The 12,520-nt window shown below is 65.8% G+C and carries 15 protein-coding genes; 4 read left to right on the top strand and 11 right to left on the bottom strand.

The window, feature by feature from the left end:
* Window positions 1-174: 174 nt before the first annotated feature.
* Window positions 175-408, bottom strand: a complete 234-nt coding sequence (locus HBA54_RS25755; RefSeq protein ID WP_167230574.1) for a helix-turn-helix domain-containing protein — start codon at window positions 406-408, stop codon at window positions 175-177.
* A gap of 328 nt (window positions 409-736) precedes the next feature.
* Between HBA54_RS25755 and HBA54_RS25750 the strand changes: the two genes are divergently transcribed.
* Window positions 737-940 (top strand): hypothetical protein, encoded by a 204-nt coding sequence (locus HBA54_RS25750; RefSeq protein WP_205944917.1) that lies wholly within the window; start codon window positions 737-739, stop codon window positions 938-940.
* 133 nt (window positions 941-1,073) lie between these two features.
* Here HBA54_RS25750 and gshB read toward each other — a convergent pair whose 3' ends face one another.
* The 5 genes from gshB to rsmI form a co-directional block, all read right to left on the bottom strand.
* Entirely contained in the window at window positions 1,074-2,039 is a 966-nt protein-coding gene (gene gshB / locus HBA54_RS25745; RefSeq protein WP_167230571.1) for a glutathione synthase, read from the bottom strand.
* Window positions 2,040-2,051: 12 nt separating this feature from the next.
* The gene (locus HBA54_RS25740) at window positions 2,052-2,906 is read right to left on the bottom strand and encodes a SirB1 family protein (RefSeq protein WP_322096122.1); all 855 of its coding nucleotides are present in this window, start codon (window positions 2,904-2,906) and stop codon (window positions 2,052-2,054) included.
* 100 nt (window positions 2,907-3,006) lie between these two features.
* Entirely contained in the window at window positions 3,007-3,645 is a 639-nt protein-coding gene (locus HBA54_RS25735) for a BON domain-containing protein (protein ID WP_167230568.1), read from the bottom strand.
* 46 nt (window positions 3,646-3,691) lie between these two features.
* Window positions 3,692-4,123: a YraN family protein gene (locus HBA54_RS25730; protein ID WP_167230565.1), complete on the bottom strand. Its 432-nt coding sequence runs from the start codon at window positions 4,121-4,123 to the stop codon at window positions 3,692-3,694.
* The gene (gene rsmI, locus HBA54_RS25725; protein ID WP_322096121.1) at window positions 4,120-4,956 is read right to left on the bottom strand and encodes a 16S rRNA (cytidine(1402)-2'-O)-methyltransferase; all 837 of its coding nucleotides are present in this window, start codon (window positions 4,954-4,956) and stop codon (window positions 4,120-4,122) included. The genes HBA54_RS25730 and rsmI overlap by 4 nt, the downstream gene beginning before the upstream one ends.
* Window positions 4,957-5,138: 182 nt before the next feature.
* Here rsmI and HBA54_RS25720 point away from each other — a divergent pair, with 182 nt between their 5' ends.
* Window positions 5,139-6,476 (top strand): penicillin-binding protein activator, encoded by a 1,338-nt coding sequence (locus HBA54_RS25720; protein WP_167230559.1) that lies wholly within the window; start codon window positions 5,139-5,141, stop codon window positions 6,474-6,476.
* A gap of 71 nt (window positions 6,477-6,547) precedes the next feature.
* Here the strand turns inward: HBA54_RS25720 and hemW are convergent, their stop codons facing one another.
* The 3 genes from hemW to rph all read right to left on the bottom strand — a co-directional run bounded on the left by hemW (window position 6,548) and on the right by rph (window position 9,130).
* On the bottom strand, window positions 6,548-7,720 hold the full coding sequence (hemW, locus tag HBA54_RS25715; protein WP_322096120.1) for a radical SAM family heme chaperone HemW: 1,173 nt from the start codon (window positions 7,718-7,720) through the stop codon (window positions 6,548-6,550).
* A gap of 16 nt (window positions 7,721-7,736) precedes the next feature.
* Window positions 7,737-8,339, bottom strand: a complete 603-nt coding sequence (gene rdgB / locus HBA54_RS25710) for an RdgB/HAM1 family non-canonical purine NTP pyrophosphatase (protein WP_167230556.1) — start codon at window positions 8,337-8,339, stop codon at window positions 7,737-7,739.
* A gap of 71 nt (window positions 8,340-8,410) precedes the next feature.
* Window positions 8,411-9,130 carry a ribonuclease PH gene (gene rph / locus HBA54_RS25705; protein WP_167230551.1) on the bottom strand — a complete coding sequence of 240 codons (720 nt, stop codon included), beginning with the start codon at window positions 9,128-9,130 and terminating at the stop codon, window positions 8,411-8,413.
* Window positions 9,131-9,336: 206 nt separating this feature from the next.
* Between rph and hrcA the strand changes: the two genes are divergently transcribed.
* Both hrcA and grpE read left to right on the top strand, forming a co-directional pair.
* Entirely contained in the window at window positions 9,337-10,416 is a 1,080-nt protein-coding gene (gene hrcA / locus HBA54_RS25700) for a heat-inducible transcriptional repressor HrcA (protein WP_167230548.1), read from the top strand.
* A 40-nt stretch (window positions 10,417-10,456) separates the two neighbouring features.
* Window positions 10,457-11,191: a nucleotide exchange factor GrpE gene (gene grpE / locus HBA54_RS25695; protein WP_167230545.1), complete on the top strand. Its 735-nt coding sequence runs from the start codon at window positions 10,457-10,459 to the stop codon at window positions 11,189-11,191.
* 158 nt (window positions 11,192-11,349) lie between these two features.
* On the opposite strand, the gene HBA54_RS25690 is transcribed toward grpE, so the two are convergent.
* Window positions 11,350-11,967, bottom strand: a complete 618-nt coding sequence (locus tag HBA54_RS25690; protein WP_167230542.1) for an alpha-ketoglutarate-dependent dioxygenase AlkB family protein — start codon at window positions 11,965-11,967, stop codon at window positions 11,350-11,352.
* A gap of 25 nt (window positions 11,968-11,992) precedes the next feature.
* Window positions 11,993-12,250, bottom strand: coding sequence for a hypothetical protein (locus HBA54_RS25685; protein WP_167230539.1), 258 nt, complete (start codon window positions 12,248-12,250; stop codon window positions 11,993-11,995).
* Between the last annotated feature and the right edge of the window lie 270 nt (window positions 12,251-12,520).

Below are 12,520 nucleotides of genomic sequence, written 5' to 3'. Positions count from 1 at the left end.
AAAACGCTATTGTGGTGGCGCACGGTGTTGTTCCTTTCTCGTGTCCCAGGACGTCGCCAAACGCTTGGACACCAGTAGAATCAACACCGTGCGCTCAGTCCACCAAATCTAAACCGGACACCAGTGGGACAAGCCCGAGCATGACGGCTGTGGGGATGCGATGAGGAACGAGAGCTAGTCGGCGCGGTCGCGCAGGCGCACCCCGGCACCGCCACCATTCTCCTCAATGAAGATAATGCCCGCAGCTTCGAGCGCGAACCCAAGGGCTTTCACCGTGGAGCGGTTCGGCGGGCGTGTGGCGTGCTCAAAGGCCCGTACGGTCGCCGTCGAAACGCCGGAGGCGTCGCCTAGCTCTTCTTGTGTCCAATCAAGTAAGCCGCGGGCACCGCGGCATTGGGCGGGAGTCATGGCGCAACTTTAGGCAGGAAGTTCTCAACGTCAAGGTTGCGGAAACAAGGTGACATAAGTTTGTTTTTCGATTATATGATATAAAAAAGTACTTATTAGCGGCGCAAACGGGTGATAGCACACCCGCCCGCGCCTGACCGCAACCCGACTGCTAGAGGAGTCAGGCCATGGCTAAGGACAGCCTTATCACGGATTCGCCTTCCCGAAACAATCAGGCCCCGACAACAGTGCCCCCGAAGACATCACCGGCGACAACAGCGACCGGACGGGCCACCATCCGCCGAAGCCGCCGCTGATTACCGGCAGGCAGTGCCGCGCGGCGCGCGCCATGCTGCAATGGAGCCGCGAGGAACTCTCCGAACGCAGCGGCGTCCACTACATCACCCTCTGCAATTTCGAACTCGGCCACTGCACCCTGAAACCGGGAAGCGCCCGGCTGCTGCGCCTGACCTTCATCACATCCGGCGTGATGCTGATCGACGACGACGACAGCGGCGGCCCCGGCATCTGCCTTGCCATGCCGGTCACCTAGACCAGATCATGTTTTGACGGAACCACTTCGTGGTTGCGCCAAAACATGTGAATCCGATCACCATCAAGCAGTTAGAGCAGATTCACCCGGTCGAATGGATCGCAAAAGCGATTCCATCCCACCGGGACCTGCTCTAGACGCTCGGCGTAAGGTGGCTGCTGCCGTAGCGGCTTTCGATGACGTCCCAGATTTCCGCTTCCAGGCAGACGTCGTCGAAGCGGTTGATTTCCTGCAGGCCGGTCGGCGAGGTTACGTTGATCTCGGTCATGTAGCCGCCGATCACGTCGATGCCGACGAAGATCAGCCCGCGTTCCTTCAGGGCCGGGCCGATGGCCTCGCAGATTTCCAGGTCCCGCTTGCTGAGCTCCGAACTTTCCGGCCGCCCGCCGACATGCATGTTGGAGCGCGCCTCGCCCGGGGGCGGCACCCGGTTGGTGGCCCCGGCCGGGCGGCCGTCGATCAGGATGATGCGCTTGTCGCCGCTGCGCACCGCCGGCAGGTACTTCTGCACGATGATCGGCTCGCGGTAGAGATCGGTAAAGAGTTCCAGCAGGGCGGAGAGGTTCTCGTCGCCCGGTTCGATGTGGAACACGCCGGCCCCGCCGTTGCCGAACAGCGGCTTCACGATGATGTCCTGATGCTCGGCGCGAAAGGCCTCGACCTCCCGGCGGTCGCTGGTGATCAGGGTCGGCGGCATGAGGTCGGGAAAATGGGTGACGAAAAGCTTTTCCGGCGCGTTGCGCACGTGGACCGGGTCGTTGACCACCAGGGTCTCCGGATGGACGTGCTCCAGCAGATGGGTGGCGGTGATATAGGCCATGTCGAAGGGCGGGTCCTGGCGCATCAGCACGACGTCCATGGTCGCCAGGTCGATGCTCTGGGGCGCGCCCTGGCTGGCGTGGTTGCCCGCTTCCCGGCGCAGCGCAAGCGGGTGCATGCGGGCATAGACCCGCCCGTCGCGCAGGCTGAGGTCCTGCGGCAGGTAGTGATAGAGGCCGTGGCCGCGGCGCTGCGCCTCCATGCCCAGCACGAATGAGCTGTCCCCCTCGATATCGATGGTCTCGACCGGGTCCATCTGAATGGCAACCGCCAGGCTCATACTCTTGTTCCCCTAATTCAATTGGTTGCGCAGTTGGTGCAGCAGGTCGGCGATAGACTGCCGGTCCGGCTCCGGTCCCGCCAGTTCCAGATAGTGTTCGAAGGCCATGATGGCGGCGCGCATGTTGTCCAGGTGGGCGTGAAGAATACCCGCTTCCTTCCAAAGCGCCGGCCGGTCCGGCGCAAACATCAGCATGGTCTCGATGACTTCCAGGGCATCGCCACTGCGCTCCTGCCGGATCAACCGCAGTTTGATGTTGTTCTGCAGGCGCAGCAGGACATCCCGGTTGCCGACCCTGTCGGTGTGTTCCGGGCGCAGTTCCGCCTCGGCGCCGGCCAGGGTTTTGACCAGGCCGCGTAGCGCCGCCGCGTCGCAGATCCGGCCGCTGTTGAAGGGGTCGATGATGGCGCGCTCGCCGGCCAGGTCCAGGCGCAGCAGGAAGTGGCCCGGGAAGTTCAGCCCGTCGATCGACCATCCCTGGGATCTTGCCGCATGCAGATAGAGAATGCCCAGCGCAACCGGCAGGCCGCGCCGCCGGTCGATCACCCGCATCAGGTTGGCGTTGCGCAGGTCCTCATAGCTTTCCCGGTCGCCCTGATAGCTGTAGCGCTCCACCAGGACCTGGTTCAAAACCGCGATCCTGGCCGTCAGGTCTTCGGCTGCGCCCTGACGCGCCGCCAGCGCCGCGGTATCGCGTTCCAGCAGCGAGAGGTGATGATTGTAGCGGTCCAGGCTGACCTGCGGCCGCTCCAGGGCCGCCAGCAGCAACGCCGCCTGGGCGATGTCGATCTCCGCATCCGCGGTACCGCCCAGCCGGCGCAGGCGGCTTTCCACATCCTTGCGGTTGCTGGCGGCAGACCAGTTCACAGCGGCCAACTCATGATGGGGTTTCCATGGCCGGAGCGGTGGTGCTGGTTTCGGCGGACATGGCAGGCTTTCTTCTCGGCACTTTCGTTTCGTCGGCGCTTCAGGATGTACGCGCCGGATCGTCTTTCAACAGTACGTAGCTTACCACGCGACGCACATAGGAAATGTCCTTGGCATGGCCGACGACGCGGTCCAGTTCGGTCTCTGACTGGGCCACCCCCATGATGAAGATCGCCTGGTTCACGGTTTCGATCGAATAATTGATCGAAGAGACCTGCTTGTCGAACAGCAGCGTCGTCTCCAGCTGTGTGGAGATCCAGGAATCCCGGGCCGCATTGCCCAGGCTGGAGGTGTCGTTCACGACGATCTCGTTGATGACCTCGCGCACACCGGGCGCCTGCCAGGCCAGGCGCACCGCCTCGACCCGCTGCTCCGGCCGCGGCACGTTGCCGCTCAGCAGGACCCTTTGCTCCTGGACCTGCAGGTTCACCTTGCGGAACATCTGCTCGTCGGCCTGAAACCAGAGATCGTTGATGGCCAGCCGGATTTCCGTGTCGGCGACGCTGCGGCGAAAGCCTTTTTCGGTCTGTGCCGCGGTGGCGCCCACGGCGCCCGCCCCCACGGCGACACCCGCGGCGCTGCAGCCGGCCAGCATCAGCGCGGCCACGGCAAGCCCGGCCAGCGCCAGAATCGTTTTCCCGGCGCCTTTCGTTTCGGCGCTTTTGATTTGATCGGTCATTCAGGATTCCCTCGGCGATTCGCATCACTTGGGCGACATTGCTCCCCTAATATGGCAATCCTGTGTCACTTCGCCAGGCGTCTTTTTCGTGGCGTAGCCAGGGCTCGGCCAAGGAGAAACCGCCGCGTTGGATCAGGACGGCGTCGAAGCGCAGAGACAGGCCGGCGAGCTGCGGGCGCTCCTGCAGAAACGCTTCTGCGGCGCGCCCTATCCGCCGGCGCTGGCGCGGCGAGATTGCCTCGGCCGCGGCGGCAAGCCGGCCGCGTTGTTTCACTTCGACGAAGGCCAGCACGCTGCCCCGGCGTGCGATCAGGTCGATCTCTCCCACGGGACAGCGGTAACCCCGGGCGAGGATGCGATAGCCTTTGAGGCGCAGCCAGCCCGCGGCGATCCATTCGGCGCGGCGGCCCCTGCGGTAGGCGCCCTGCTTTTGGCGCTTGCCGGGTTTTTCGCGTTTGCGGGCGCCGGTGCCGGTCAACCGCCGTCCTTATCCGCATCCCCGCGCTTGGCCAGTTCCAGGGCACGGGCATAGACCTGGCGCTTGGGCAGGCCGCTGGCGGCGGCGACCGTGGCCGCGGCGTCGCGCAGGCTGGCGTGCTGCAGGGCGGTCAGCAGTTGGCCGTCCAGGTCGGCGCTTTCGTTTTCCTCCGCCGTCGCGCCGGGGGGTGCCACCACCAGCACGATCTCGCCCCTCGGCGGACCTGCCGCGGCATAGTGTTCGGCGAGCTCGACAAGGCTGGCGCGCCGCACCTCTTCATGAAGCTTCGTCAGCTCACGGGCAACGGCGGCCTCTCGTTCGCCCAGCACGGCGGCCATGTCCGCCAGGCTGGCGGCCAGGCGCGGCGCGGTCTCGAAGAACAGCAGGCTGGCCTCCAGGTTGCGCAGGTCCTGCAGAACCTTGCGGCGCGCGCCGGACTTGGCCGGCAGGAAGCCGCCGAAGAAAAAGCGGTCGCTGGGCAGGCCCGACAGCAGCAGCGCGGTGGTGGGGGCGGAGGCTCCGGGCAGGCTGGTCACCGGCAGGCCTTCGGCCAGGGCGGCGCGCACCAGTTTGAAACCGGGGTCGGAGACCAGCGGCGTGCCGGCATCGGACACCAGGGCAATGGCGCCGCCGTCGCGCAGTTCCTGCAACAGAGCTTCGCGGGCATGCTCCCCGCTGTGATCATGATAGGTGCTGGTGCGCGTGGCGATGCCGTGGGCGTTCAGCAGCTTGCGGGTGGTGCGTGTGTCCTCGCAGGCGATGCGCCCGGCCCGGCGCAGCACCTCCAGCGCCCGCAGCGTGATGTCGCCGAGATTTCCGATCGGCGTCGCCACCAGATAGAGGCCTGCAGGCAGTGAGGCCGCTGCCGCGGTCTCGCCCTTTTCCGGCGGTTTACTTCGCCTGGGCTCCTCGCTAGGCTCAGCGCTCCGTGAAGAGGATGGGTGATCCGTTGATTTTGCTGACATTCAGGCCGCACCGAAGGTTCATTGCTGAGTCTGTTTTGCAGGGGTGGCGGTTGTTACTGCTGGCCGGACTGGCGCTTTCGCTGTCGGCCTGTGCCGGCTCCAAGGTACCCACCGCCGAGCCCGAGGTGCAACCACCCAGCCTGCCCTCGGCGCCGTCGGCGGGTGAGACCGGTGGCGCGCCCGACGACAGCCTGGCCGCCGTGAACGAGGCGGAGGCCGCAGCGCGGGAGGCGTTGAACGCGCCGGTGAAGATCGGCCTTCTGCTGCCGCTGAGCGGCAGCCGCGCGACGGTCGGCCAGTCCATTCTCAATGCCGCGCAGCTCGCCCTGTTCGATCTGGCGGGCGATCGCTTCACCCTGGTGGTGCGCGACACGGCCGGCACCCGCGAAGGCGCGGTCGCTGCTGCCGAGTCCGCCCTGGCTGCAGAGGTATCCCTGATTCTCGGACCGCTGTTTTCCACTTCGGTGGAGGCGGTGAAGCCGCTGCTCGCCGAGACCGACCTGCCGCTCATCACCTTTTCCAACAACACCGATATCGCCGACCCGCAGACCTTCGTCATGGGGGTGACGCCGCGCACCCAGGTCGATCGGATTGTCGACTATGCGGTGGTCCAAGGGGTTCGGCGCTTCGCCGTGCTGGCCCCGGAATCGCCCTATGGCAGCTCGGTGGTGCGGTCGTTTCAGGAGGCGATCTTCCGCAATGGGGTCGAGCTTAGCCGGGTGGTGTTTTTCGACCCGGGTTCGCCGGACATTTCCGCCGAGGTGCGCGCCCTGTCCGACTACGATCAGCGCGCTGCGGCCTTGAAGGCCCAGAGGCGCAGTCTGAATGCACGCAACGACGCTGCCGCCCGGCGGGCGCTCGCCCGCCTGCGGGGCCTGGAAACCCTGGGTCCACCGAACTTCGACGGTATCCTGATTCCCGCCAGCGGGCGGCAACTGCTCGCGGTCGCGCCGCTGCTGGCCTACTACGACGTCGATCCGGACGAGGTGCGGTTTCTCGGCACCGCCTTGTGGGACGATCCCTCGCTGCGTAAGGAGCCGAGCCTCAAGGGCAGCTGGTTCCCGGCGCCGCCGCCGGCGCTCTGGCGCACCTTCAGCAATCGCTACCGCCAGGCCTATGGCCGCACCCCGCCGCGGGTCGCCTCCCTTGGTTATGATGCGGTGGCCCTGGCGGCGGTCCTGGATCGGCGGGCCCGGAACGAGGGCGCCTTTCTGATCTATACCGCCGAGAGCATCACCCAGCCGGTCGGTTTCTCCGGCATTGATGGTATCTTCCGCTTCCTGCCCGACGGTCAGGTCCAGCGGGGCCTGGCGATCCTGGAACTGCAGCCTGACGTCTTCGGCGAGGTCGATCCCGCGCCCCAGGCTTTCGGCCAAGAGATCAACTAGATCGGATCATGTTTTGACGGAACCACTTCGTGGTTGCGCCAAAGCATGTGAATCCGATCGACATCAAACAGTTAGAGCAGATAGCCGAGCAGGGCGTCGAGCCGCTGGCGGCCGCTGTTGGTGGCGCGCAGCCCCTCAGCGTCCAGGGTGAGGTAGCCCTCTTCTTCGAGCTTTGCCAGACGATCGACCGGCAGCGCTTCTTCCGGTGAGGCGCCCAGCACCCGCTGGAAGGCGGCGCGCGGGATCCCCTTCTCAAGGCGCAGTCCCATCATCACCAGTTCGATGAGGCTTTCCGAGCGTGCCACAGGATCGCTGCTGCGCCAGCCGTGACCCTGTTTCTCCACCAGGTCCAACCAGGGCTCCGGCGCGCGGTGCTGGCGGGTGGCGTGCTTGACTCCGTCCCAGGTCAGCCGGCCATGGGCGCCGGGACCGACCCCGGCGTAGTCGCCGTAGCGCCAGTAGGTCAGGTTGTGGCGGCATTCCGCGCCCGGCCGGGCATGGTTGGAAACCTCGTAACCCGGCAGGCCGGCCTCGGTGAGTTGCCGGGCCGTCTCCTCATAGAGCGTCGCGGCCGCCGCCTCCGGCGGCAGGACAATCTCGCCCCGGCGCCAGGCGGCCTGGAAAGCCGTGCCCTCCTCAATGGTCAGCTGGTAGAGCGAGATATGCTCCGGCCCCAGCGCCAGGGCTTCGGTCAGTTCGGCCTGCCAGGCCCCCAGGCTCTGATCGGGGCGCGCATAGATCAGGTCGAAAGAGATGCGCGGAAAGCTGCGGCGTGCCAGATCCAGCGCCGCCAAGGCCTCGGCCGCACTGTGCTGGCGGCCCAGAAAGCCGAGCGCGCGGTCGTTCAGCGCCTGCACGCCCAGCGACAGGCGGTTTACCCCGGCCTCGGCGAAGGCCGCGAATTTCTCCGCTTCCGAAGAGGTCGGGTTGGCTTCCAGGGTGATCTCGACCGCCGGGTCCAGGCTCCACAGCCGGCCGATCCGTTCGATCACCGCGGCAACGGTTTGCGCCGGCATCAGCGAGGGCGTGCCGCCGCCGAAGAAGATCGAGGTGACCCGGCGTCCGGCGCTATGGCCGGCGGCGTGGTCGAGATCGCTGAGCAGGGCGCGGCGCCAGCGCGCCTGATCGACACTTTCGCGCACGTGGCTGTTGAAGTCGCAGTAGGGGCACTTGGATTTGCAGAACGGCCAGTGGACATAGACCCCGAACCCGGGATCCTCCGCCAGGCTGTCGTCCGCGCCCACTATGCCACTTCCAGGGTCATGCCGCTTCCAGCAAAGCCTTTTTCAACTGCGCAAAGGCCAGGGCGCGGTGGCTGATGGCGTGTTTCTTCGCCGGGTCCATCTCGGCGAAGGTCAGGTCGTAGCCCTTGGGCTGGAACATCGGGTCGAAACCGAAACCGATGTCGCCGCGCGGCGGCCAGACCAGGCTGCCTTCCATCCGCCCTTCGAAGGAGGCCGTCTCGCCGTCGGGCCAGACCACCGAGAGATTGCAGACGAAGAATCCACGGCGGTCGGTGGCCTCGCCCAGTTCGCGGTGAACCTTTTCCATGGCCAGTTTGAAGTCGCGTTCCGGTCCGGCCCAGCGCGCCGTGTGGATGCCCGGCTTGCCGCCCAGGGCCGGCACGTCGAGGCCGGAATCGTCGGCGATGGCGGCCAGTCCCGTCGCCTCGCAGGCGGCCTTGGCTTTCAGGACCGCGTTCTCGCTATAGGTGCTGCCGGTCTCCTCCGGCTCCGGCAGGCCCAGGTCGCCGGCGGACAGCACCTCCAGGCCGTAGGGTGCCAGCAGATCGGCATTCTCGCGGTACTTGCCGGCGTTGTGGGTGGCGAGGACCAGTTTGTCGCCGGGATTGAGTTTTCGCATCGTTGAATCCTGTCTCTTCGAGACGGCTTGCTGTTTTTCGGCACCGGCCCGCTTTAGACCCCCAAAGGGTTCTAAGCCAGACCCAGGGCCTTGGCCTGGGCGGCGCAGAGTTCGGCGACGCCCTTTTCCGCCAGATCCAGCAGTTCATCGAACTGGCTGCGCTGAAAGGGCACGTCCTCTGCCGTGCCCTGGACCTCGACCACGCCGCCGGCCTTGGTCAGCACGAAGTTGGCATCGGCGGCGGCATTGGAATCCTCGGCATAGTCCAGGTCCAGGACCTCTTTTCCCTGATAGATCCCGCAGGAAACCGCGGCGACCTGGTCGGTGAACGGCAGCTCTTCGATGGCGCCGATGTCTTTCATGTGCTGGAAGGCCAGGTGAAGGGCGACGTAGCCCCCGGTGATCGCAGCCGTCCGGGTGCCGCCGTCGGCCTGGATCACGTCGCAGTCGATGCGCACCTGCCGCTCCCCGAAGCCCTTCAGGTTGGTCACGGCGCGCAGCGACCGGCCGATCAGCCGCTGGATTTCCTGGGTGCGTCCGCTCTGTTTGCCGCGCGCCGCCTCGCGGTCGCTGCGGGTGTTGGTCGAGCGCGGCAGCATGCCGTACTCCGCCGTCACCCAGCCGCGGCCCGAATTACGCAGCCAGGGCGGAATGTTTTCCTCAACCGAGGCCGTGCAGAGCACATGGGTGTCGCCGAAACGCGCCATGCAGGAGCCTTCGGCATGTTTGTTCACGTTGGTTTCCAGCCGGATTTCTCGCAGCTGGTCAAGGGCACGGCCGGAAGGGCGCATGGAAAATCCTTATGAAACGGCCTTTGGGAACGGCCTCTTGATCCGGAAAGTCATGGCGGCGGACTCTGCGGTCCGGCGCCTCAGCGGCGGCAAGCTAACTTAAGGTTCCCAGCACGTCCAGCGGTGCATCCAGCAGTGCATCCAGGGGGCCCCGCCCTCTTTCGGCGCGTTGACCCCTGCTGTGGGGCTCACTACATTCCAAGAGAATGAACGAGACAGCACGATCCCTGGCAGAATCCCTGGCGGCAAAGGGCCTCAACGAGCGCTCCCGCGAGGTGCTGAAGCATATCGTCGACGCCTATGTGGAAACCGGCGCGGCGGTCGGCTCGCGCACCCTGTCGCGCAGCCTGGGGCTGGGGCTGTCGCCGGCGACGATCCGCAACGTGATGGCGGACCTGGAAGATCTCGGACTGCTGTTCTCGCCGCACACCTCCGCCGGGCGCATGCCCACCGATATGGGGCTCAGGCTGTTCGTCGACGGGCTTCTGGAGCTCGGCAACCTGACCAAGGACGAGCGGGCCCATATCGAAAGCCAGTGCGCCGCTGACGGCCGGTCCTTTCCCGAGGTGCTGGAAGAGGCATCGGAAACCATTTCCGGCCTGTCGCGCTGTGCCGGGCTGGTGGTGGCGCCCAAGCTGGGCGAACCGCTGAAACACATCGAGTTCGTGTCGCTGGGGCCGGGCCGGGCGCTGGTCGTCCTGATCTCGGTTTCCGGCGTGGTCGAGAACCGCATCATCGACGTGCCCGCCGGGCTGCCCGCCTCTTCCCTGGTGGAGGCCAGCAATTACCTGACGGCGCGCCTGACCGGCCGGACGCTGGAAGAGGCGCAGAGCGAGGTTCTGAAAGAACTGGAACAGCAGCGCGCCGAGCTCGATACCCTGACGTCGCGGGTGATCGAACGGGGCCTGGCCAGCTGGTCGGGCAGCCAGGGCGGGACCAAGAGCGGGGCCCTGATCCTGCGCGGCCAGTCCCAGCTTCTGGGCGACGTGACGGCGCTGGAGGATCTGGAGCGCATTCGCCAGCTCTTTGCCATGCTCGAGACCAAGGACGCGCTGGTCAATCTGCTGGATCTGGCCGGCGGTGCCGAGGGTGTGCAGATCTTCATCGGTGCTGAAAATGAGCTGTTCAGCCTAGCGGGCTGTTCGATGGTGATTGCGCCTTACAGCAATTCGCAGCAAAAGATCGTCGGCGCCATCGGCGTGATCGGTCCGAGCCGGATCGACTACGCCCGTATCATCCCGATGGTCGACTACACCGCAAAAGTGATCGGCCGCCTCGCCGGCTGAGAGAAATACCCGATAGTTTGAAAGGAGCAGCCGTCCCGTGATGGCGCAAGACGACAAGAAACAAGACAAGGCCAACCCGGAAAGCGCGGAGGCGGCTGAGGCTGCCGCCCGTGACGCCCAGAACGACATGGCGGAAGACGCCCCGATCACGGGTGACGAGCCGCTGGTCGACCTCTCCGGCCTGGAATCCGCTGCTGCATTGTCGCCGGACGAGGATCCGGTGACGGTTCTGGAGGGCGAGGTCGCCTCGCTGAAGGATCAGCTCCTGCGCGCCATGGCGGAGACGGAAAACATCCGCCGCCGCAGCCAGCGCGAGCGCGAGGACAGTGTGAAATACGCCGCCGTGCCGGTGATCCGCGACCTCCTGGGCGTGGCCGACAACCTGCAGCGTGCTCTGGAGAGCGTGCCCGAGGAAATGGCGGCGGAGAGCGAGGTAATGAGCAATCTGCGCCTTGGCGTGCAGATGACCCAGAAAGAGCTGATGTCGGTCTTCGAACGCCATCAGATCCGCGCGATCGCACCGCTGGGCGAGAAGCTCGACCCGCATCTTCACGAGGCGATGTTCGAGCTGGAAGATCCGGAAAAACCCGCCGGTACGGTGGTCCAGGTCATCCAGACCGGCTATCGCCTGCACGACCGCCTGCTGCGCCCGGCCCGGGTGGGCATCTCCAAGGGCGGCCCCAAGGAAGGTGCCGCCAAGGCGGAAGGCGATGCCTCCAACGACGATACCCCTGGTAACGACGGCCCGGGCAGCAAGGTCGACACCTCGGCTTAGATCGTCTTCGGTGCATTCCGATCTCGCAACCTGTTCATACGGTCATCCTGGACTTGATCCGGGATCCATTGTCCGGTTCGCAAGAACGCCTTTCGGCAAACACCAGGGCTGCCGCTGCCATGGACCCCGGATCAAGTCCGGGCTGACGAAAGTGGTGCTCAGACAGTCACCCGGCGCAGGGTGATATTGATGCGCCCGCCCTCGGATAGCAGCCTGCTGGAACCGCCGAGAACCCGGTCGATGCCGTGGTAGGCCAGCCTTGCCTGCCCGGCCAGCACCACCGCGTCGCCGGAGTGCAGTTTCACCGATGACGTCGCGCCGCGCCGCGCCAGCCCGCCGATGCGAAAGACGGCGCTGTCGCCGAGCGAGAGGGACACCACCGGCGCCTCAAAGGTTTCCTCATCCTGGTCGCGGTGCAAACCCATGCGCACCTTGGGGCCCTGATAGAGATTGATCAGGCAGCACTGCGGGTCGTCGGGATAGCCGGCCAGGTCGCGCCAGATGGCCAGCAGGGCTTCGGGAATCGCCGGCCAGCCCTTTCCGGTCGCCGGGTGATCGCGCAGATAGCGATAGCCCGCCGCCGGGTCGGAATACCAGCCGTGGCTGCCCGCATTGGTCATGCGCACCGACATCGGTTTGCCGTTGCCCGGCATGCGCGGCTGGTAGAGTGGCGCCTCGGCGATGATCGCCCGCAGTGCCGGGAGCAGGTTTTCCTGCTGTTCCGGCGAGAGGTAGCCGGGCAGGTAGCGAAAGCCTTCGGGCGGTCCCGCGTTCATTCTGGGCCCTTCGTTGCTGGGGCCGTCATTCCTTGCCTCGCCGATCCTGATCCCTCTCGGCCCGTTTTGCGGCGGCGCGCGCCTTCAGGCGCAGGCCCCAATAGGCGACCCCGGCCAGGACCGCCATGCCCAGGCCGACGCTGGCCAGGGGGCGGCTGCCGAACAGGGTTTCGCCGGTCAGCGTCAGGACCACCCCCAGGAGGATCGATCCCATCAGTACCAGCAGGATCGCCCGGTACAGGCCGTCCGCTTCGGGGTGAGTGTCCGGTGTTTTTCGGCTCATTTTCGGGATTCCCGGATCACGTTGCCAAGCCCTCCATGGTTTTCGTTTCGGTTCTGGGTTTGGCCAGATTCGGGCCCGGCGCCGTCCGAATCCGTTCCGGCGACCCGCAAAGCGCCAAAAACCTAGCGTTAACGATTAGATTCTCCCTGCTTTGCGCCTTGCAGCAAGGCCCATGCTGCTTATATAAGCGCAGAACCCATGGTCATGAACTCTCTCTGGCGGAGATCCGCCGGGTGGTGCTGAAATCAGGCCGCCCAAGGGGTCTGCTGA

The sequence above is a fragment of the Pelagibius litoralis genome (assembly GCF_011683915.1).
GTDB classification, from domain to species: domain Bacteria; phylum Pseudomonadota; class Alphaproteobacteria; order Kiloniellales; family Kiloniellaceae; genus Pelagibius; species Pelagibius litoralis.
Note: the sequence above shows the minus strand (reverse complement) of the source record. Positions and strands in the feature narration are given on the sequence as shown.

Coding starts and splice junctions, on each gene's coding strand:
- rph (WP_167230551.1), bottom strand. CDS start 9,130: ATGCGCCCTTCCGGCCGTGCCCTTGACCAGCTGCGAGAAATCCGGCTG.
- grpE (WP_167230545.1), top strand. CDS start 10,457: ATGGCGCAAGACGACAAGAAACAAGACAAGGCCAACCCGGAAAGCGCG.
- rdgB (WP_167230556.1), bottom strand. CDS start 8,339: ATGCGAAAACTCAATCCCGGCGACAAACTGGTCCTCGCCACCCACAAC.
- HBA54_RS25735 (WP_167230568.1), bottom strand. CDS start 3,645: ATGACCGATCAAATCAAAAGCGCCGAAACGAAAGGCGCCGGGAAAACG.
- HBA54_RS25750 (WP_205944917.1), top strand. CDS start 737: ATGCTGCAATGGAGCCGCGAGGAACTCTCCGAACGCAGCGGCGTCCAC.
- HBA54_RS25690 (WP_167230542.1), bottom strand. CDS start 11,967: ATGAACGCGGGACCGCCCGAAGGCTTTCGCTACCTGCCCGGCTACCTC.
- HBA54_RS25755 (WP_167230574.1), bottom strand. CDS start 408: ATGACTCCCGCCCAATGCCGCGGTGCCCGCGGCTTACTTGATTGGACA.
- HBA54_RS25685 (WP_167230539.1), bottom strand. CDS start 12,250: ATGAGCCGAAAAACACCGGACACTCACCCCGAAGCGGACGGCCTGTAC.
- gshB (WP_167230571.1), bottom strand. CDS start 2,039: ATGAGCCTGGCGGTTGCCATTCAGATGGACCCGGTCGAGACCATCGAT.
- hrcA (WP_167230548.1), top strand. CDS start 9,337: ATGAACGAGACAGCACGATCCCTGGCAGAATCCCTGGCGGCAAAGGGC.